General features: G+C 59.3%; 21 protein-coding genes. 14 read left to right on the top strand and 7 right to left on the bottom strand.

From position 1 onward, the window contains the following. The first annotated feature begins 4 nt into the window (after positions 1–4). Positions 5–763 (top strand): SDR family oxidoreductase, encoded by a 759-nt coding sequence (locus tag AB1J88_RS26890; RefSeq protein ID WP_430292358.1) that lies wholly within the window; start codon positions 5–7, stop codon positions 761–763. 95 nt (positions 764–858) lie between these two features. On the opposite strand, the gene apbC is transcribed toward AB1J88_RS26890, so the two are convergent. After that, the gene (gene apbC / locus AB1J88_RS26885) at positions 859–1,953 is read right to left on the bottom strand and encodes an iron-sulfur cluster carrier protein ApbC (protein ID WP_430292356.1); all 1,095 of its coding nucleotides are present in this window, start codon (positions 1,951–1,953) and stop codon (positions 859–861) included. 321 nt (positions 1,954–2,274) lie between these two features. Between apbC and metG the strand changes: the two genes are divergently transcribed. From metG to AB1J88_RS26845, 8 genes are all read left to right on the top strand, one after another. Then, the gene (gene metG, locus AB1J88_RS26880; RefSeq protein ID WP_430292354.1) at positions 2,275–4,326 is read left to right on the top strand and encodes a methionine--tRNA ligase; all 2,052 of its coding nucleotides are present in this window, start codon (positions 2,275–2,277) and stop codon (positions 4,324–4,326) included. Between the two features lie 132 nt (positions 4,327–4,458). Further along, positions 4,459–5,028 carry an electron transport complex protein RnfA gene (locus tag AB1J88_RS26875; RefSeq protein ID WP_430292352.1) on the top strand — a complete coding sequence of 190 codons (570 nt, stop codon included), beginning with the start codon at positions 4,459–4,461 and terminating at the stop codon, positions 5,026–5,028. After that, positions 5,025–6,236, top strand: coding sequence for an electron transport complex subunit RsxB (gene rsxB / locus AB1J88_RS26870; RefSeq protein WP_430292350.1), 1,212 nt, complete (start codon positions 5,025–5,027; stop codon positions 6,234–6,236). Before AB1J88_RS26875 ends, rsxB begins: the two co-directional genes overlap by 4 nt. Further along, entirely contained in the window at positions 6,223–7,206 is a 984-nt protein-coding gene (locus AB1J88_RS26865; protein ID WP_430292348.1) for an RnfABCDGE type electron transport complex subunit D, read from the top strand. The genes rsxB and AB1J88_RS26865 overlap by 14 nt, the downstream gene beginning before the upstream one ends. Continuing rightward, the gene (locus AB1J88_RS26860) at positions 7,203–7,808 is read left to right on the top strand and encodes an RnfABCDGE type electron transport complex subunit G (RefSeq protein WP_222018509.1); all 606 of its coding nucleotides are present in this window, start codon (positions 7,203–7,205) and stop codon (positions 7,806–7,808) included. The genes AB1J88_RS26865 and AB1J88_RS26860 overlap by 4 nt, the downstream gene beginning before the upstream one ends. Then, the gene (locus tag AB1J88_RS26855; protein ID WP_430292347.1) at positions 7,805–8,386 is read left to right on the top strand and encodes an Rnf-Nqr domain containing protein; all 582 of its coding nucleotides are present in this window, start codon (positions 7,805–7,807) and stop codon (positions 8,384–8,386) included. The genes AB1J88_RS26860 and AB1J88_RS26855 overlap by 4 nt, the downstream gene beginning before the upstream one ends. Continuing rightward, positions 8,383–9,021: an endonuclease III gene (nth, locus tag AB1J88_RS26850; RefSeq protein WP_003227707.1), complete on the top strand. Its 639-nt coding sequence runs from the start codon at positions 8,383–8,385 to the stop codon at positions 9,019–9,021. Before AB1J88_RS26855 ends, nth begins: the two co-directional genes overlap by 4 nt. Positions 9,022–9,128: 107 nt before the next feature. After that, entirely contained in the window at positions 9,129–9,308 is a 180-nt protein-coding gene (locus AB1J88_RS26845; RefSeq protein ID WP_041068377.1) for a PA3496 family putative envelope integrity protein, read from the top strand. Between the two features lie 87 nt (positions 9,309–9,395). Here the strand turns inward: AB1J88_RS26845 and AB1J88_RS26840 are convergent, their stop codons facing one another. Next, complete coding sequence (locus tag AB1J88_RS26840; RefSeq protein WP_003227711.1) at positions 9,396–10,022, bottom strand: response regulator transcription factor; 627 nt, start codon at positions 10,020–10,022, stop codon at positions 9,396–9,398. Positions 10,023–10,517: 495 nt separating this feature from the next. On the opposite strand from AB1J88_RS26840, the gene AB1J88_RS26835 reads away from it, so the two are divergent. Then, positions 10,518–11,222 (top strand): hypothetical protein, encoded by a 705-nt coding sequence (locus AB1J88_RS26835; RefSeq protein WP_430292345.1) that lies wholly within the window; start codon positions 10,518–10,520, stop codon positions 11,220–11,222. 149 nt (positions 11,223–11,371) lie between these two features. Here AB1J88_RS26835 and AB1J88_RS26830 read toward each other — a convergent pair whose 3' ends face one another. Both AB1J88_RS26830 and AB1J88_RS26825 read right to left on the bottom strand, forming a co-directional pair. After that, positions 11,372–12,589, bottom strand: coding sequence for an argininosuccinate synthase (locus AB1J88_RS26830; protein WP_027612065.1), 1,218 nt, complete (start codon positions 12,587–12,589; stop codon positions 11,372–11,374). Between the two features lie 129 nt (positions 12,590–12,718). After that, entirely contained in the window at positions 12,719–13,627 is a 909-nt protein-coding gene (locus AB1J88_RS26825; protein ID WP_086791774.1) for a flagellar protein MotY, read from the bottom strand. A gap of 160 nt (positions 13,628–13,787) precedes the next feature. On the opposite strand from AB1J88_RS26825, the gene pyrC reads away from it, so the two are divergent. Next, positions 13,788–14,834, top strand: coding sequence for a dihydroorotase (gene pyrC, locus AB1J88_RS26820; protein ID WP_047296199.1), 1,047 nt, complete (start codon positions 13,788–13,790; stop codon positions 14,832–14,834). Next, on the top strand, positions 14,831–15,508 hold the full coding sequence (gene rnt / locus AB1J88_RS26815) for a ribonuclease T (protein ID WP_003227721.1): 678 nt from the start codon (positions 14,831–14,833) through the stop codon (positions 15,506–15,508). Before pyrC ends, rnt begins: the two co-directional genes overlap by 4 nt. A gap of 74 nt (positions 15,509–15,582) precedes the next feature. On the opposite strand, the gene AB1J88_RS26810 is transcribed toward rnt, so the two are convergent. Beyond that, positions 15,583–16,185, bottom strand: coding sequence for a peroxiredoxin (locus tag AB1J88_RS26810; protein WP_007963972.1), 603 nt, complete (start codon positions 16,183–16,185; stop codon positions 15,583–15,585). 313 nt (positions 16,186–16,498) lie between these two features. Here AB1J88_RS26810 and AB1J88_RS26805 point away from each other — a divergent pair, with 313 nt between their 5' ends. Both AB1J88_RS26805 and bfr read left to right on the top strand, forming a co-directional pair. Next, positions 16,499–16,717: a bacterioferritin-associated ferredoxin gene (locus tag AB1J88_RS26805; RefSeq protein ID WP_003227725.1), complete on the top strand. Its 219-nt coding sequence runs from the start codon at positions 16,499–16,501 to the stop codon at positions 16,715–16,717. A 200-nt stretch (positions 16,718–16,917) separates the two neighbouring features. Beyond that, the gene (gene bfr / locus AB1J88_RS26800) at positions 16,918–17,391 is read left to right on the top strand and encodes a bacterioferritin (protein ID WP_003227727.1); all 474 of its coding nucleotides are present in this window, start codon (positions 16,918–16,920) and stop codon (positions 17,389–17,391) included. Between the two features lie 184 nt (positions 17,392–17,575). Here the strand turns inward: bfr and grxD are convergent, their stop codons facing one another. Both grxD and AB1J88_RS26790 read right to left on the bottom strand, forming a co-directional pair. Beyond that, positions 17,576–17,917, bottom strand: a complete 342-nt coding sequence (gene grxD / locus AB1J88_RS26795) for a Grx4 family monothiol glutaredoxin (protein ID WP_003227729.1) — start codon at positions 17,915–17,917, stop codon at positions 17,576–17,578. Positions 17,918–18,014: 97 nt separating this feature from the next. Next, positions 18,015–20,120, bottom strand: coding sequence for a molybdopterin oxidoreductase family protein (locus AB1J88_RS26790; RefSeq protein WP_430292343.1), 2,106 nt, complete (start codon positions 20,118–20,120; stop codon positions 18,015–18,017). Between the last annotated feature and the right edge of the window lie 98 nt (positions 20,121–20,218).

Here is a 20,218-nt window from a genome sequence, read left to right as displayed (position 1 = left end):
GCGCATGCAACTCAACAACAAAGTAATCATTATCACCGGCGGTTGCCAGGGTTTGGGCCGCTCCATGGCCGAGTATTTCGCCGGCAAAGGCGCCAGGCTCGCACTGGTCGACCTCAATCAGGAAAAACTCGATGACGCGGTGGCAGCCTGCAAAGCCAAGGGCGTCGAGGCGCGCAGCTATCTGTGCAACGTGGCCAATGAAGAACAGGTTGAGCACATGGTCGCGCAGGTTGCCGAAGATTTCGGCGCGATCCACGGCCTGATCAACAACGCCGGGATCCTGCGCGATGGCCTGCTGCTCAAGGTCAAAGATGGCGAAATGACCAAAATGAGCCTGGCCCAGTGGCAGGCGGTGATCGACGTCAACCTGACCGGCGTGTTCCTGTGCACCCGTGAAGTGGCGGCGAAAATGGTCGAGCTGAAGACCAGCGGCGCGATCATCAACATCTCATCGATCTCCCGCGCCGGTAACGTCGGCCAGACCAACTATTCCGCCGCCAAGGCTGGCGTGGCCGCAGCCACTGTGACCTGGGCCAAGGAACTGGCGCGTTACGGCATTCGTGTGGCGGGCATTGCGCCGGGCTTCATCGAAACCGAGATGACCCTGGGCATGAAGCCCGAAGCGCTGGAGAAAATGACTTCGGGTATCCCGCTCAAGCGCATGGGCAAGCCGGAAGAGATTGCCCATTCGGCAGCGTACATCTTCGAGAACGACTACTACACCGGGCGGATTCTGGAGATGGATGGCGGGTTGCGCATCTAAAGCAAGATCAAAAGATCACAGCCTGCGGCAGCTCCTACACAGAGCTTTTCTGTAGGAGCTGCCGCAGGCTGCGATCTTTTAGCAAACGACGCCGATCAATCGTCGCTGATGCTGATGTTAGGCATCGCCGGCGTCGCCGCTTCCTGCAACACAATGCGCGCGCCGACGTGGCGGGCCAGTTCCTGATAGACCATCGCGATCTGGCTGTCCGGTTCGGCGATCACCGTTGGCTTGCCGCCATCGGCCTGCTCGCGGATCAGCATCGACAGCGGCAGCGAGGCCAGCAGTTCAACGCCATATTGGGTGGCCAGTTTCTCGCCACCGCCCTCACCGAACAGATGCTCGGCATGTCCGCAGTTCGAGCAGATGTGCACCGCCATGTTTTCCACCACGCCCAGCACCGGGATGTTGACCTTGCGGAACATTTCCACGCCTTTGCGTGCGTCCAGCAGCGCCAGATCCTGCGGGGTGGTGACGATCACCGCACCGGCCACCGGGACTTTCTGCGCCAGGGTCAGCTGGATATCGCCAGTGCCTGGCGGCATGTCGATGACCAGATAATCGAGATCGCCCCACGCGGTTTGCGTCACCAGTTGCAGCAACGCGCCGGAGACCATCGGCCCGCGCCAGACCATCGGCGTGTTGTCGTCGGTCAGGAACGCCATCGACATGACTTCGACACCGTGGGCCTTGAGCGGCACGAACCACTTCTGATCCTTGACCTCGGGGCGGGTGCGCTCGGGGATGCCGAACATGATGCCCTGGCTCGGGCCATAAATGTCAGCGTCGAGAATCCCCACTTTGGCGCCTTCACGGGCCAGCGCCAGCGCGAGGTTGGCCGCGGTGGTCGACTTGCCCACACCGCCCTTGCCCGAAGCCACGGCGACCACGTTCTTGACGTTGGCCAGCCCCGGGATCTGGGCCTGAGCCTTGTGCGCGGCGATCACGCTGTTGACCTCGACCATGGCGCTCGTCACCCCATCGAGGTTTTCGATGGCCAGTTGCAGCAACTGCGCCCAGCCGCTCTTGAACAGGCCGGCGGCGTAACCGATTTCCAGCTGAACCTTGACGCGGTCGCCATCGATCTCGATGTGCTTCACGCAACCGGCGCTGACCGGGTCCTGGTTCAGGTAGGGGTCGGTGTATTGGCTGAGGACGGCTTCCACCGCTGCGCGAGTGACGGCACTCATGGGCAACTCCGATAACAAGACTGGGAAAAGATGGCGGGTATCGTACGCTGGACGCTGATTTGTGGCGAACTGATTACTTCAACCCGTTAACCCCTGTGGCGAGGGGATTTATCCCCGATCGGCTGCGCAGCAGTCGCAAAACCATCACCCGCAGTGTGTCTGACAGGCCCTGATATCGGGTTTGGGGGCGGCTTCGCCACCCATCGGGGATAAATCCCCTCGCCACAAATGCTCTCAAAGTACCCAGCGGCACAGGGTGAAAAATATGCGCCAGCGCTTTATAGTGGCCGACCTCCGTTTCATCAAGTAGCGAAGCCCCACATGTCCGAACCACGCAAGATCCTCGTCACCAGCGCCCTGCCCTACGCCAACGGTTCGATCCACCTTGGCCATATGCTGGAATACATCCAGACCGATATGTGGGTGCGCTTCCAGAAGCATCGCGGCAATCAATGCATTTATGTCTGCGCCGACGACGCCCACGGTTCGGCGATCATGCTGCGCGCGGAAAAAGAAGGCATCACCCCGGAACAACTGATCGCCAATGTGCAGGCTGAACACAGCGCCGACTTTGCCGAGTTCCTGGTCGACTTCGACAACTTCCACTCCACTCACGCCGAAGAAAACCGTGAGCTGTCGAGCCAGATCTACCTGAAGCTGCGCGATGCCGGGCACATTGCCCAGCGCTCGATTACCCAGTATTTCGACCCGGAAAAGAAAATGTTCCTGGCCGACCGCTTCATCAAGGGCACCTGCCCGAAATGCGGCACTGAAGACCAGTACGGCGACAACTGCGAAAAATGCGGTGCGACCTACGCCCCGACCGACCTGAAGGATCCGAAGTCGGCCATCTCCGGCGCCACTCCGGTGCTCAAGGATTCCCAGCACTTCTTCTTCAAGCTGCCAGACTTCCAGCAGATGCTGCAGACCTGGACCCGCAGCGGCACCCTGCAGGACGCCGTGGCCAACAAGATCGCCGAGTGGCTGGACGCCGGCCTGCAACAGTGGGACATCTCCCGCGATGCGCCGTACTTCGGTTTCGAGATTCCGGACGAGCCGGGCAAATATTTCTATGTGTGGCTGGATGCGCCGATCGGCTACATGGCGAGCTTCAAGAACCTCTGCGACCGCACGCCGGAGCTGGACTTCGACGCGTTCTGGGGCAAGGACTCCACCGCCGAGCTGTACCACTTCATCGGCAAGGACATCGTCAACTTCCACGCCCTGTTCTGGCCTGCCATGCTCGAAGGCGCCGGTTTCCGCAAGCCGACCGGGATCAACGTGCACGGCTACCTGACCGTCAACGGCCAGAAGATGTCCAAGTCCCGTGGCACGTTCATCAAGGCGCGTACCTACCTGGATCACCTGTCGCCGGAATACCTGCGTTACTACTACGCGGCCAAATTGGGCCGTGGTGTCGATGACCTCGACCTGAACCTCGAAGACTTCGTGCAGAAGGTCAACTCCGACCTGGTCGGCAAAGTGGTCAACATCGCCAGCCGTTGCGCTGGTTTCATCCACAAGGGCAACGGCGGCCTGCTGGTCGACAACAATGCTGCGCCAGAACTGACCGAGGCCTTCCTCGCCGCGGCGCCAAGCATTGCCGACGCCTATGAAGCCCGCGACTTTGCCCGCGCCATGCGTGAAACCATGGCCCTGGCCGACCGCGCCAACGCCTGGATCGCCGACAAAGCCCCATGGTCGTTGAACAAGCAGGAAGGCAAGCAGGATGAAGTCCAGGCGATCTGCGCCACCGGCATCAACCTGTTCCGCCAACTGGTGATCTTCCTCAAACCGGTGCTGCCGCTGCTGGCCGCCGATGCCGAGGCGTTCCTCAACGTCGCCCCGCTGACCTGGAACGACCACACCACGCTGCTGGCCAACCATCAGCTCAATGAATTCAAGCCGTTGATGACCCGCATCGACCCGGTAAAAGTGCAAGCCATGACCGACGCCTCGAAAGAAGACCTGACCGCCAGCCAGACCGACACCGGCGCCGCCACACCTGCGGGCAATGGCGAACTGGCCAAGGATCCGCTGTCGCCGGAAATCGACTTCGACACCTTTGCCGCCGTCGACCTGCGCGTCGCGCTGATCGTCAAGGCTGAACATGTGGAAGGTGCCGACAAGCTGCTGCGCCTGACGCTGGACATCGGTGACGAGCAGCGCAACGTGTTCTCCGGAATCAAGAGCGCCTACCCGGACCCGTCGAAACTCGACGGTCGCCTGACCATGATGATCGCCAACCTCAAGCCGCGGAAAATGAAGTTCGGCATCTCCGAAGGCATGGTGATGGCCGCCGGCCCTGGCGGTGAAGAAATCTACCTGCTGAGCCCGGACAGCGGCGCCAAGCCGGGTCAACGCATCAAGTAAGACCCAGCGGTAAAACGATCCCACAGGCATGTTCTGCAGGCCTGTGGGATTTTTCATATCTGGCCCACCCTTCGCAGGTGCCGGATAATGCCTAACCTTAAGTGACACCCGCCCGTTGCTGCCGGCAGAACCATGACCGAACTTGCGCTTACGCTGATCAGTGCCGCCCTGCTCAACAACTTCGTGTTGCATTGGCCGCTGGGCGTCGATCCGTTGCTGGCCGGCAGTCGGCGCCAGGTGCATGCGCTGGGGCTGGCGACGGGGTGCCTGATGCTGAGCCTCGGCATCTCCGGTTACGCAATCTGGCACTGGCTGCTGGTACCGCTGCAACTGCAGGCCCTGCACCTGTTCGTGTTCTTGCCGCTCAACGCGCTGCTGATCGCGCCGGTATTGAAACTGCTGACCCGTGCGCTGCCTGACTGGCCCTTCGATGGGCTATGGCCATTGTTGCTGGGCAATGCCGGCGTGCTCGGGCTGGCCTTGATCAATGCGCAAAATGATCATGGCCTGTTGCAGGCGGCGGCACTGAGCCTCGGCGCCGGGCTAGGTTTCTGGCTGGTGCTGAGCCTGTTCAGCGACTTGCGTGAACGCACGGCGGACAACGACATTCCCCTGCCCTTTCGCGGCTTGCCGATCGACCTGATCGGCGCCGGACTGATCGCAGTGATTTTTCTCGGATTCAGTGGACTGATCAAAACATGAGTCTGATTCAACTCATCGATGCCCTCCTGCCGCAGACCCAGTGCGGCAAATGCGGCCACCCCGGGTGCAAGCCCTATGCGCAAGGCATCGTCGACGGCGAACCGATCAACAAGTGCCCGCCCGGCGGCGACGAAACCATCGCCGCCCTGGCTGAACTGTTGAACGTGCCGGTGCTGGAACTGGACGTCAGCCGCGGCGCGGCACCGCCACAAGTGGCGTACATCCGCGAGGCCGAGTGCATCGGCTGCACCAAGTGCATCCAGGCCTGCCCGATCGACGCCATCGTCGGCGCGGCGAAACTGATGCACACCGTGCTGATCGACGAATGCACCGGTTGCGACCTGTGCGTGGCACCGTGTCCGGTGGATTGCATCGAGATGCACCCGCTGCCGCTCGGCACCTTACCGGTGGTCGGTGGCCTGGCGACCAGCCTTGAAGAGCTGCGCGCACGCACGGCCAAACGCGATCATGCGCGCCAGCGTTTCGAACGCCGCAACGCCCGCCTGCAACGCGAAGAACAGCACAAACAGGCTGAGCGCGAAGCCCGCGCGCATCGGGCGGCGCAACCGGCGACGGCCACTCTCGATCCGGTGCAGGCAGCTCTGGAACGGGTGCGCGCGCAGAAAGCCGCAACCGCCGATGCGGCGCTGAAGAAAGCCAAGATCGATGTCGCCATGAGCCGCGCACAATTGCACAAATCGTTGAAAGCCTTCGGCCATCCACCGACCTTCGAACAGCAATCGCAACTGATCGTGCTGCAACAGCAGTTCGAAGCGGCAGAACAGGCGCTGGCGAAACTCGAAAGCAGCACCGCCGTTCCAGCCGCTGCGGCTCCGGCTCCAGCGAAAGACGCGGATCTGAAACGGGCAAAAATCCAGTTGGCCATGCGTCGCGCCGAACTGAAAAAGGCTCAGACCGCCGAAGCACCCGCGCAGCAGATTGCCACGCTGGAACAGGCACTGCGTGATGCCGAGCAAGCCCTGCATGTGGCCGAGGCGGCCAGTGAGCAGCCTGTGCCTGATCTGGTCCGGGTGGAAAAGCGCCCGATCGACAACCAGCTCCGCCAGTTGAAAACCGAATTGGCCTACGCCCGCGCCGACCTGAGCAAACTCGAACGCCGCGCCGACACACCGAATGACATCCTCGACAAGGCCCGCGCTCGCTTGCTGGCCGCCGAGCGTCAGGTGCAAGACCATGTCGCCCCGTGAGGCACCGGATGATCGCCTGCAACAGGCGATGAAGCAGGTGCTGCTGGCCACGCTGCCGGGATTGTTGGCACTGTTCTGGTGTTACGGCTGGGGCGTGCTGATCAATTTGATTCTGGCGGCGAGCACGGCGCTGCTGATCGAAGCCGGCGTCACCCGCCTGCGGCGCCAACCTTTGCAACCGACGCTCAGCGATGGCAGCGCGCTGGTCAGCGCGACACTGCTGGCCGCTGCCCTGCCGCCTTACTGCCCGTGGTGGCTGACCGTGACCGCGGTGGCTTCGGGTCTGCTGTTCGGCAAGCATGTGTACGGTGGTGTCGGCAAAAATCCGTTCAACCCGGCCATGCTCGGTTTCGCCCTGGCGATGGTGCTGTTCCCACAACCGATGACCCACTGGCCGGCGCACGGCATGAATCTGCAGGCCGCTTTTGCCCAAGTCCTGAATCTGGGCCAGGCCCCGGACGCCTGGGTGCAGGCCACTGCGCTGGACAGTCTGCGCATCAACAAGAGCCTGACCATGGATGAGTTGTTCGCCGCCAACCCGGCGTTCGGCCGCTTTGGCGGACGCGGCGTGGAGTGGATCAATCTGGCGTTTCTCGCCGGCGGGCTGTGGCTGTTGCAGCGCCGGGTAATCGCCTGGCAAGCGCCGGTCGGCATGCTGGCCAGCCTGTTTCTCGTCAGCCTGCTCTGCTGGAACGGTTCGGGTTCCAATTCCCACGGCTCACCGCTGTTTCACCTGCTGAGCGGGGCAACCATGCTCGGTGCCTTTTTCATCATTACCGAACCGGTGTCGGGCGCCAAAAGTGCGATGGCCCGGCTGCTGTTCGGCGTTGGCGTCGGCTTGCTCACCTACCTGATCCGCACCTGGGGCGGCTACCCGGACGGCGTTGCATTTGCCGTGTTGCTGATGAATCTCTGCGTGCCAGCGCTGGAACGTTTTGCCGCCGCCCGCCAGACGCAGGTGCAATCATGAGCCGCACGGTTTCTGTCGTGATGCTCGTGCTGCTGGCCGGCGCGGGGCTCGGCCTGACTTACGTGATGCAGCGCGCCAGTGCGCCGCAGATTGCCAGCGAGCAGGCCCTGCTCGACAGCCGCAAGCTGCTCGATGTACTCGCGGCCGATGCATACGACAATCAGCCGCTGGAGCAGCCACTGGCGTTGACTGATGCGACGTTGAGCCACAGCAAACTGCTGGCAGGTTACCGCGCCAGCAAAGCCGGGCAGCCGGTGGCGGTGCTGTTGCGCACGCAGACTGAGGGCTATGCCGGCGTTATCGAGCTGCTGATCGCCATCGATGCCAACGGCAGACTGCTGGGGGTCAAAACCCTGCGGCACAACGAAACGCCCGCACTCGGCGGACTGATTGGCGACTGGCCGAACCACTGGCTGGCGACATTTGCCGGGCAATCGCGTCACGCGCCTGACGACGCAGGCTGGGCGCTGAAAAAGGATCAGGGACAGTTCGATCAACTGGCGGGCGCGACCATCACCTCCCGGGCCACCGTCAATGCCATCCACGACGCCCTGCGCTACTTTGATGAGCACCGCACAACCTTGCTGGGGAGCGGATCATGAATCGGCCGACGAACCTGACGAATGCTTCGATGCTGGTTGTGCTACTTGGCACCAGTACAACACTGGCTAGCGCACTGGGCATGCTGCTGATGTCGGGCGTCGTCGTGGCGGTTTACGGTGTCTGTTTCGGCGCATTGCGCTCGCGACTGTCTGACCGCGACCGGATGCTGGCCAGTCTGCTGCTGGCCGCCACCCTGACCAGTTGCGCCAATATCCTCGCGCAACGCTGGGCGTTGCAGTGGCAACAGTCACTCGGAATCTATACCGGGCTGATCGCCTTGCAATGCGTAGTGCTGGAATACAATGGATTCTTTGCCCAGGCACTTGGCCTGCGCCTGAAGTTTTTTGGCCTGTCGAGCGGGCTGCTACTAGCGCTGGCGGCACTGCGTGAACTGTTCGGTCAGGGCCATATCGGCCGTGGCCTGCCTGAGCACTGGCAAGGCCTGGTGCTGTTCAACGAAGGGCTGCACCTGTTCACCCTGGTTCCCGGCGCATTCATCGCGCTTGGGCTTCTGCTCGCCGCCCGCCAGGCCTGGACCCGCTCGAACGCTCTCTCCAAGGAAACACATCATCCATGAATGCCGCAAAACGTCTGGAAATCTTCCGCAGACTTCACGAAGACAATCCCGAGCCGAAGACCGAACTGGCCTATTCCTCGCCGTTCGAGTTGTTGATCGCGGTCATTCTTTCGGCGCAATCAACCGACGTCGGCGTCAACAAGGCCACGGCAAAACTGTTCCCGGTGGCTAACACCCCCGCTGCAATCCACGCACTGGGCGTCGAAGGGCTGTCCGAATACATCAAAACCATCGGTCTCTATAACAGCAAAGCGAAAAACGTGATCGAGACCTGCCGCATGCTGGTCGAACTGCACAATGGCGAAGTCCCGCAGACGCGCGAAGAACTGGAAGCGCTGCCCGGCGTCGGCCGCAAGACGGCCAACGTGGTCCTGAATACCGCTTTCCGTCAGTTGACCATGGCGGTCGACACGCACATTTTTCGTGTGAGCAACCGCACCGGTATTGCCCCGGGTAAAAATGTCGTTGAAGTTGAAAAGAAGCTGATGAAATTTGTGCCAAAAGACTACCTGCTGGATTCTCACCACTGGCTGATTCTGCACGGTCGCTATGTGTGTCTGGCGCGCAAGCCACGCTGTGGCAGCTGCCGAATCGAGGATTTGTGCGAGTACAAACACAAAACCTCTGACGATTGATTGGCTATTGGAATAATTGATTTATCGATTGAAAAAATCTTTTTTACCCGCAGCAGGAATATCGATATAAGGAGCGCCAAAGGCAGTCTTAGCCTGGAGTTCACCTTATGACTGACAGCAAAGAACAACTGGATGTAGATGACGATTTCACCGCTGTAGAAACCGACGACGCCGAACCGGTGGTCGAAGTCGCCAAGACCAATCTGAGCAAACGCCGCACCATCGACAACCTGCTTGAGGAGCGCCGACTGCAAAAGCAATTGGCCGATTACGATTTTGATCTTTGACACTTGAAAGCCTCCCTGACCGGAGGCTTTTTACTTTCTGCAGCATCTGACATGGCGCAGCCCACGTTGCCTCGGGCTTCAGGAGCATCAGACAAGCCCGTTGCGTTGCGCCAGTTCAATCAGATCCACCAACGACCGGGCATTGAGTTTCAATAGCAGGCGGGTCTTGTAAGTGCTGACCGTCTTGTTGCTGAGGAACATGCCATCGGCAATTTCCTTGTTCGTTTTACCCCGCGCCAACTGCTGCAACACCATCATTTCCCGCCCGGACAGGCGGTCTACCATATCGGCCTCGCTGGCATTACCGAGGCTGGTACGTACGGTATGCAGGGCCTGATTGGGAAAATAACTGTATCCGGACAGTACGGCTTTGATCGCACTGAGCAGCTCCGTCAGATCCTGCTGTTTACAGACATACCCTGCCGCCCCCGATTGCATGCAGCGCATTGAAAAATGCCCTGGGGCCTGGGAAGTCAACACCAAAACTTTCAAGGGCATCGGTGTCGAGTTCAGACGCGCAATAACTTCAAGACCATCGAGCTTCGGTATTCCAATATCCAGGATAACAATATCCGGCATCTGTTCACGCGCAAGTTGCAAAGCATCTACACCGTTATCCGTTTCTGCAATGACTTCGTAGCCATGACGCTCCATCAGCATACGCACAGCAAGACGAATGACGGGATGATCATCCACGATCAGCACTTTATTCATGGGCAAGTCCAGTTTCGCTGTTCGAATTTTTAGAGCACGCACAATAGCCCAGTCACTTCCGACATGGCACAAGAGAGTTCCATCGCACTCCCAGCGAAAGACATCCCCTACAACAAATAAAGACTATTCCTACAAAAAAACCCACTTACGCACTATTTCCATGACACGACTGTTTCCCCCCCCCTGCACCGACGTGAAAAATACTACGCCCTGAAGCCCTTGCGCACTCGCTTTCAGAGCAAGTTGCTCATCGAATGCAGACAGAATATTGCTGTTCAATGAATACCTGTGACTCATTCGCGATCGGCACTTGGCAGATGACCAATTGTAAAAAACAACATACAAACCATTCAAAGCACTTTAACAATAAATATCTGAAACAAGATACTTCTACCCAACTGATTTTCTTTAATATAAAAATAGCCTCACGTATAAACTTCAACCCACACCCAACCAATCCACCTATTGGAAACACACATTTAATGAGCACGCCCCATGATAAAAGTCAGAAAAAAGATAACCAACCCCATGACCATAATTGCGATATTTGCATTTATTTCAGAATCATCAGCCGCCATTTCCTTGCCTTTTTTAGATAACAACGAAAGGGAGGTCTATGTCTGGTTTCTGATCAGCTTCCCGTTTTACTTGTTGCTGCTGTTTTTTTTAACACTGAACTTCAACTACCGTTCTCTGTACGCCCCCTCGGATTTCGAGAAAGACGACAGCTTTCTAAAAACCTTTGAGGAACTCAAGACCACCGAGAGCAACCCGGATTTGTCTCCGACAGACACTTCAATTGCAACCGGCAAGAAATCAAATTCGAATAAACCAGAACCAACGCTACCAACACACGGTACTGACCAGACGCAATCCCATCGGTCTGCTGAAATAGCCTGCCCCGAGGAACCGTGGATTGAACACAACATTCAGTTACCCAAACCCATGGGCACGTTGCGTGCCATAGATGTTCGTCCGATGAACAACTCACAGGCGTTCAATACGCTGGTCGCACACTTTCCGCGCCTAGGCAAACAATCGGCCAAGGCAGTGCTTTTTTTGACTGATCCCGCATCCGAGGTTTTGCTCAAGCAAATGACGCTCAGCCTTATCAGACAGTCGAAGAAAAGCGGCGGCGCGAAACTCTTGGTCGCCTATAACGTGAGTACGCAAAGCACTACGGTTCTGAGCGAACTATGAAACGCAAGGCAGATGCCTGAAATGGGTATTCAAGAAAACCCCGGAGTGGGCCGTAGCGACAGACAATCCAGGAGAGCGCCAGACGAGCATAAAAAAATGGCGGCATTGTCCAGGGACAAGCCGCCATTTTTCATACAGACCTGCGTGACTTAAAACAGCTTGCGGCCCTTGTTGGCTGCAATGCGCATGCGCAGCGCGTTAAGCTTGATGAAGCCCGCCGCGTCAGCCTGGTTGTAAGCGCCGCCGTCTTCTTCGAAGGTCGCAATATTAGCGTCGAACAACGAATCGTCGGACTTGCGGCCGGTAACGATCACGTTGCCTTTGTACAGCTTCAGACGAACCACACCGTTCACGTTGACCTGCGAAGCGTCGATCATCTGTTGCAGCATCAGACGCTCCGGGCTCCACCAGTAACCGGTGTAGATCAGGCTGGCGTATTTCGGCATCAACTCGTCTTTGAGGTGAGCGACTTCGCGGTCCAGAGTGATCGATTCGATGGCGCGGTGTGCACGCAGCATAATGGTGCCGCCCGGGGTTTCGTAGCAACCACGGGACTTCATGCCGACATAGCGGTTTTCCACGATGTCGAGACGGCCGATGCCGTGAGCACCACCGATCTTGTTCAGCGTCGCCAATACGGTGGCCGGAGTCATTTCGACGCCGTCGAGGGCAACGATGTCGCCGTTGCGGTAGGTCAGTTCCAGGTATTGCGGGGTGTCGGGAGCCTTCTCCGGGGAGACGGTCCAGCGCCACATGTCTTCTTCGTGCTCGGTCCAGGTGTCTTCCAGCACGCCGCCTTCATAAGAGATGTGCAGCAGGTTGGCATCCATCGAGTACGGGGACTTCTTCTTGCCGTGACGCTCGATCGGGATCGCGTGCTTTTCGGCGTAGTCCATCAGCTTCTCGCGCGACAACAGGTCCCACTCACGCCATGGCGCGATCACTTTCACGCCTGGCTTGAGCGCGTAGGCACCCAGTTCAAAACGCACTTGATCGTTACCCTTGCCGGTGGCGCCATGGGAAATGGCGTCGGCGCCGGTTTCGTTGGCGATTTCGATCAGGCGCTTGGCAATCAGCGGACGTGCGATGGAAGTACCCAGCAGGTACTCGCCTTCGTAAACGGTGTTGGCGCGGAACATCGGGAACACGAAGTCACGCACGAACTCTTCGCGCAGGTCGTCAATGTAGATTTCTTTGACGCCCATGGCCTGAGCCTTGGCGCGAGCCGGCTCGACCTCTTCGCCCTGACCCAGGTCAGCGGTGAAAGTCACCACTTCACAGTTATAAGTATCCTGCAGCCACTTGAGGATCACCGAAGTGTCCAGGCCGCCGGAATACGCCAGAACGACCTTGTTTACGTCCGCCATGCCATCACTCCACGGGGTTCTACGGAAAGCCGAAGAGTCTACCGCTCAAATCCGATAATTTACAGAGGCGCGACAGCTTAAGACGACAAAGCGACAGAATCTGTCGAGAGCGCGACGATGACCGGCGGGTCAGGAAGTCGCTGCAGCATTGGCAGGCGTACTGGCTTGCGGGGCTGGTGCGGTGGTCGGCGCCACTCGCGCCAGCTTCACGCTGACCCGGCGATTCTTCGCCCGGTTAGCTGCATTGTTGTTCGGCACCAGCGGGTATTGCTCGCCGTGGAAGCGCACGGTGATCTGCGATTCGGCGATGCCGTTGGCCTTGAAGAAATCGACCACCGCCAGCGCGCGCCGGCGCGACAGTTCACGATTGGTCAGACGATTACCGCTGTTGTCGGAATAGCCATCCAGTTCGATGTGATTGACCGTCGGGTCGGCCTTCATGAACTCGAGCATCACCTGCAGCCTGGCCTTGGCGTCGGCATCCAGATCGGTGCCTTCGCCAGGAAAGCCTATCTGCGAGTGTTTGACCTGATCGAAATTCTGCGGCAGCAGCTTCGCCACGCATGTCTGGTATTCGTTGAACGCCTTGCTGAACTTGACCGGCAACAGACGCACTTCCGAAACCCGGCCATCGCCGGACGCACGGCGCACCACCGGACTGCGGCCGTCCAGCAAGCCACTGATCAGCCCCCCGGCCTGTGATTGCGAACTGTTGAACAGCACATTGCCGGTGCCGATCCTGACGCTGCCCAGATTAATGTCGTTGCGCCCCGGCTGCCAGGGCGCTGCCGCCGCCAGCAACGTCGCCGAACCGCCGCCGAGCATGGCGTTGTAGGCATTCAGGCGGAATATCGCCTGCTCGCCGGCTTTGCGCACGAACTGGCCCGAGCCGAAATCGGTGATCGGCTGGGTCAGGCGGCACTCGAACTTGTCGCCCTCGACCGTCCACTCAATGTTCTCCAGACGCGTCTGGTAGGTGAGCGCCATCGCGGGGAGGCTGGCAAACACACTGAGCAAGGCTAAATATCGCTGGCGCACGGGAGGCTCCATTGGCTTCTGTAACACAAAGACCGATTCACACTATGTTTACGGCATACCTACGGGCTATCGGAAGGTTCCGGCAAAACTTGATAGCGAGTGCCTGCAAGAGTCTTTTCCGGTAGCATTCCCCTCAGTTTGACCCGCCTGGAATCCCCTCATGTCCGACCGCCTGACCCTGCTGCGTCCCGACGACTGGCACATTCATCTTCGCGATGGTGCCGTGTTGACCAATACCGTTGCCGATGTGGCGCGCACCTTTGGCCGCGCCATCATCATGCCCAACCTGGTACCACCGGTGCGCAACGCCGCTGAAGCCGATGGCTATCGCCAGCGGATTCTCGCTGCCCGCCCGGCCGGCAGTCGTTTCGAACCGCTGATGGTGCTGTACCTCACCGACCGCACCCAGCCCGAAGAAATTCGTGAGGCCAAGGCCAGCGGTTTCGTGCACGCCGCCAAGCTGTACCCGGCTGGCGCCACCACCAACTCCGATTCCGGAGTCACCAGCATCGACAAGATCTTCCCGGCGCTGGAAGCCATGGCCGAAGTCGGCATGCCGCTGCTGATCCACGGCGAAGTCACCCGTGGCGATGTCGATGTCTTCGACCGCGAAAAGATTTTCATCGATGAGCACATGCGCCGGGTGGTCGAGCGTTTCCCGACGCTCAAAGTGGTGTTCGAACACATCACCACCGGCGACGCCGTGCAGTTCGTCAACGAGGCTTCGGCCAATGTCGGCGCGACCATCACCGCGCATCACCTGCTGTACAACCGCAACCACATGTTGGTGGGCGGGATCCGGCCGCACTTCTATTGCCTGCCGATCCTCAAGCGCAATACTCATCAGGAAGCCCTGCTCGACGCCGCCACCAGCGGCAGCGCGAAGTTCTTCCTCGGCACCGACTCGGCGCCGCACGCCCAGCACGCCAAGGAAGCCGCCTGCGGCTGCGCCGGCTGCTACACCGCGTACGCCGCCATCGAGCTGTATGCCGAAGCGTTCGAACAGCGTAATGCGCTGGACAAGCTCGAAGCGTTTGCCAGCCTCAACGGCCCGCGCTTCTACGGTCTGCCGGCCAACACCGATCGCATCACCCTGGTTCGCGAAGAATGGACCGCCCCGACCAGCCTGCCATTCGGCGAGCTGAACGTTATCCCGCTGCGCGCCGGTGAAAAACTGCGCTGGCGCCTGCTGGAGGAACACGCGTGAGTGAAGACCATTTCGACGACGAACTGGACGGTCAAGGTGGCGGCGGCGGTTCCCGTCACCCAATGGCAGCACGTTTTCGCGGTTACCTGCCGGTTGTCGTCGACGTAGAGACCGGTGGCTTCAACTCGGCCACCGACGCTCTGCTGGAGATTGCTGCGACCACCATCGCCATGGATGAAAAGGGTTTCGTTTACCCGGACCACACCTACTTCTTCCGCGTTGAGCCGTTCGAAGGCGCCAACATCGAAGCGGCAGCGCTGGAATTCACCGGGATCAAGCTCGATCACCCGTTGCGCATGGCGGTCAGCGAAGAAACCGCGCTGACCGACATCTTCCGTGGCGTGCGCAAGGCGCTGAAGGCCAATGGTTGCAAACGCGCGATCCTGGTCGGGCACAACAGCAGTTTCGACCTTGGCTTCCTGAATGCCGCGGTGGCGCGACTGGACATGAAGCGCAATCCGTTCCATCCGTTCTCCAGCTTCGACACCGCGACGCTGGCCGGCCTGGCTTACGGTCAAACCGTTCTGGCGAAAGCCTGTCAGGCCGCCGACATCGACTTCGATGGCCGTGAAGCGCATTCGGCGCGTTACGACACCGAGAAGACCGCCGAGCTGTTCTGCGGCATCGTCAACCGCTGGAAACAGATGGGCGGCTGGGAAGACTTCGACGACTGATCCTCGTCGGGTATTTCCCGCGCATGAAAAAACCGGCCACTTGGGCCGGTTTTTTTGTACCGCGACGTTGCGCCTTACAGGGCAGCAGCGTTCTCGGTCAGGTAAGCCGCGACGCCTTCTGGCGAAGCGTTCATGCCTTTGTCGCCTTTCTTCCAGTTGGCAGGGCAAACTTCACCGTGCTCTTCGTGGAATTGCAGAGCGTCGACCAGACGGATCAGCTCTTCCATGTTACGACCCAGCGGCAGGTCGTTGATGATCTGCGAACGGACGACGCCCTTGTCGTCGATCAGGAACGCGCCACGGAAAGCCACGCCGCCTTCGGACTCAACGTCGTAGGCCTTGGCGATTTCGTGCTTCATGTCGGCAGCCATGGTGTATTTCACCTGGCCGATGCCGCCGTTGTTGACCGGGGTGTTGCGCCAGGCGTTGTGGGTGAAGTGCGAGTCGATCGACACGGCGACCACTTCCACGTTGCGCGCCTTGAAGTCAGCCATGCGGTTGTCCAGAGCGATCAGCTCGGACGGGCAGACGAAGGTGAAGTCCAGCGGGTAGAAGAACACCAGGCCGTATTTGCCTTTGATGGCCGAGGACAGGGTGAAGCTGTCAACGATCTCGCCATTGCCGAGTACGGCCGGGACGGTGAAGTCAGGGGCTTGTTTGCCTACGAGTACGCTCATGGATATCTCCTGGTGAATAACTTTGAAGTTCAGGGTCCGGGCCAGCCTGCCACCCTCAGGCGACAGCCCTGTGACACGAACCCTCTTCGCAAGGGCCGACCATCATACACTGCGTTTTTCGCCTGTCCTTAACGGTTTTTGCCCAAGGCCGATAACGGACCAGCATTTTCGGGGCCAGGCAATTCGCCATTAATCACCGTTCGTCAGCGGCCGGCCTTTCGATCGAAAACCATTCAGAAAGCACTTTGACAATCATTCTCGTTAACATTAAGATCCATCGCAATTGAGTCACAACCAGCGACGGTTCTCACTTATGTATGTTTGCCTCTGCACTGGCGTCACCGACGGACAGATCCGCGAAGCGATCTATGAAGGTTGCTGCAGCTACAAAGAAGTCCGCCAGGCCACTGGCGTCGCCAGCCAATGCGGCAAATGTGCCTGCCTGGCCAAGGAAGTGGTTCGCGAAACCCTGACCAAGCTGCAAACTGCTCAGGCCGCGATCCCCTATCCGGTAGAATTTACGGCTGCGTAATTACAAAGATTTCGAAGAACCGGACTTATGTCCGGTTTTTTTATGTCCGCAAATCAAGTGCTTAGGTGCCAGACGCGGAACACAAACATTCTTATTCAGATTTAATTTCATTTATTATTCAATAACTTAGGTTTGACACTTATAAATACCCGGCTCAAACTCCGCCCTATATACGGCTATTACAGGGCAGGACTCCCATCATGAAAGGCGACATTACAGTCATCCAGCATCTCAACAAGATCCTTGCCAATGAGCTGGTCGCGATCAATCAGTACTTCCTGCATGCCCGCATGTATGAAGATTGGGGCCTGAACAAGCTGGGCAAGCACGAGTACCACGAATCCATCGACGAGATGAAACACGCGGACAAGCTGATCAAGCGCATCCTGTTCCTCGAAGGCCTGCCGAACGTGCAGGATCTGGGCAAGCTGCACATCGGCGAGCACACCCAGGAGATGCTGGAATGTGACCTGCGTATCGAGAAGACCGGCCACGCCGACCTGAAAGCCGCCATCGCCCATTGCGAATCGGTTGGCGACTTCGGCAGCCGTGAATTGCTTGAAGACATTCTCGAATCCGAAGAAGAGCATATCGACTGGCTGGAAACCCAACTGGGTCTGATCGATAAAGTCGGTCTCGAGAACTATCTGCAATCGCAGATGGGCGAAGAGTAGGAGCTGCCGCAGGCTGCGATCTTTTCAGATTGCACCGGCAACTCGCGTTAACTTTTCCAGCGCACTAAAAAGCCCCGCCCTCTTTCGAGGTGCGGGGCTTTTTATTGGCTGAAGATCAAAAGATCGCCGCCTCGTTTCACTCGACAGCTCCTATAGCAGAAGCACGTGCCGAGTGAAAGCCGGATCAGGCCTCGGACTTGGCCGCAGCCGCCTTGGCCGATGCTTCCTTGACCAGAGTCTGCAGCTCACCGTTGGCGAACATTTCAGCCATGATGTCGCTGCCGCCGACCAGTTCACCACCAACCCACAGTTGCGGGAAAGTCGGCCAGTTGGCGTACTTTGGCAGGTTGGCGCGGATTTCCGGGTTCTGCAGGATGTCGACGTAGGCGAACTTCTCGCCACAGCCCATTACAGCCTGCGCAGCTTTCGCGGAAAAGCCACACTGTGGGGCATTCGGCGAGCCTTTCATGTAAAGCAGAATGGTGTTGTTGGCAATCTGCTCTTTAATCGTTTCGATGATATCCATGGAGCACCTCGGCTGAACTTTCCGACTCATGGGTCGGCACGGTGACGCATTGTAACGGAATCCCGAGCGCGCTGCTCGGTCTCCCCGACAGGCATATTCAAGCCGCCACCACCGTCACCGGCACGCCATTGAGCGCCGCGTTGCCCGACAGCTCGTCGAGCTGGCATTCATCGGTCAGGTCGTTGGCGCTCGACCCCGGCTGACCACTGGCAATCGCCATCTGCACGCCCGGGCGCGCATGCCCCCAGCCATGGGGCAGGCTGACCACGCCTTTCATCATGTCCAGGCTACCGAGCACCTCCACTTCGATCTGTCCGACCCGCGAACTGACGCGCACCAATTGCCCGTCGTCGAGCCCGCGACTGGCCAGATCGTCCGGGTGCATCAGCAGTTGATGACGCGGTTTGCCCTTCACTAGCCGATGGTAATTGTGCATCCACGAATTATTGCTGCGCACATGGCGCCGGCCGATCATCAACAACTCATCGGCTGCCGGCGCCTGCAAGGCCGCAAAGCGTGCGAGATCAGCGAGGATCTCCGGCGGCGCAGCCTGCACCCGTTGATTTGGCGTCTTGAGGCGAGCGGCAAGATTCGGTTTCAACGCCCCAAGATCAATCCCGTGCGGATGATCGAACAATGTCGCCAACGAGAGTTTCTGATCGGACGTATCGCCATACAGCCCCATGCGCAGGCCCATGTCGATCATCTTCGCCGGCGGCATCGTCGGCTTCAGTTCCTTGCCGGTCTTTTCGGCGAAAGCCTTGGCCAGGCCGACGAAAATTTCCCAATCGTGCAGCGCACCCTCTGGCTTGGCGAGAATCGCCCGGTTGAAACGAGTGACATTGCGCACCGCGAACAGGTTGAACGTAGTGTCGTAGTGATCGTTCTCCAGCGCCGAGGTCGACGGCAGGATCAGGTCGGCGTAACGCGTGGTTTCGTTGATGTACAGGTCGATGCTGAGCATGAACTCCAGACCGTCCAGCGCCTGCTCCAGTTGCCGGCCGTTGGGCGTCGACAATACCGGATTGCCGGCCACTGTGATCAGCGCGCGAATCTGCCCTTCGCCTTCAGTGAGCATCTCTTCGGCCAGCGCCGAGACTGGCAGCTCGCCGCCGTACTCGGGCCGTCCGGACACCCGGCTCTGCCATTTGTTGAAATGCCCGCCCGAGGTCGACGCCACCAGATCCACCGCCGGCTCGGTGCACAACGCGCCACCCACGCGGTCAAGGTTGCCGGTGACCAGATTGATCAACTGCACCAGCCAATGACACAGGGTGCCGAACGCCTGCGTTGAAACGCCCATGCGCCCGTAGCACACCGCACTCGGCGCCGCAGCGAAATCCCGCGCCAGTTGGCGGATCTGCTCGGCCGGCACCGCACACAGCGGACTCATGGCTTCGGCAGTGAAGGTTGCGACGGCTGCGCGCACTTCATCAAGGCCATCAACCGGCAAGTGGCTGTCACGGGTCAGGCCTTCGCTGAACAAGGTGTTGAGCACCCCGAACAGAAGCGCCGCGTCGCCACCGGGCCGCACGAACAGGTGCTGATCGGCGATGGCCGCCGTTTCGCTGCGCCGGGGATCGACCACCACCACTTTGCCGCCGCGCGCCTGAATCGCCTTCAGGCGTTTCTCGACATCCGGCACGGTCATGATGCTGCCGTTGGACGCCAGCGGGTTGCCGCCGAGGATCAGCATGAAATCAGTGTGATCGATGTCCGGGATCGGCAGCAGCAAGCCATGGCCGTACATCAGGTAACTGCTCAGGTGATGCGGCAACTGATCGACCGAAGTCGCCGAGAAGCGATTGCGCGTCTTCAGCAGGCCGAGAAAGTAGTTGCTGTGGGTCATCAGCCCGTAGTTGTGCACGCTCGGGTTGCCTTGATAAACCGCCACCGCGTTTTGCCCGTGACGCTCCTGAATCGCCGCCAGACGCTCGGCCACCAGTGCAAAGGCCTCGTCCCACTCGATCGGCAGCCATTCGCTGCCGACCCGGCGCATCGGCTGACGCAGGCGATCGGGGTCATTCTGGATGTCTTGCAGTGCCACGGCCTTGGGGCAGATATGCCCACGACTGAAGGTGTCGAGGGCATCACCCTTGATCGAGGTGATCGCGACGTTGCCATCGGTTTCGGTGGTCTCGATGGTCAGGCCGCAGATGGCTTCGCACAGGTGGCAGGCGCGGTGATGGAGAGTCTTGGTCATGGCCAGTCTCTGTCTTGTTCTGGGCAGGCAACGGGCATGCCTGCGGGAACAAAACTATGGCCCGTGCAAGGGAGCGATGCCAGCGATGTTCGTCTTGT

This window comes from Pseudomonas sp. S8 (assembly GCF_050473925.1).
Taxonomy (GTDB): Bacteria; Pseudomonadota; Gammaproteobacteria; order Pseudomonadales; family Pseudomonadaceae; genus Aquipseudomonas; species Aquipseudomonas parakoreensis.
The sequence above is the reverse complement of the archived record's forward strand: the minus strand, read 5'-3'. Positions and strand labels throughout refer to the sequence as shown.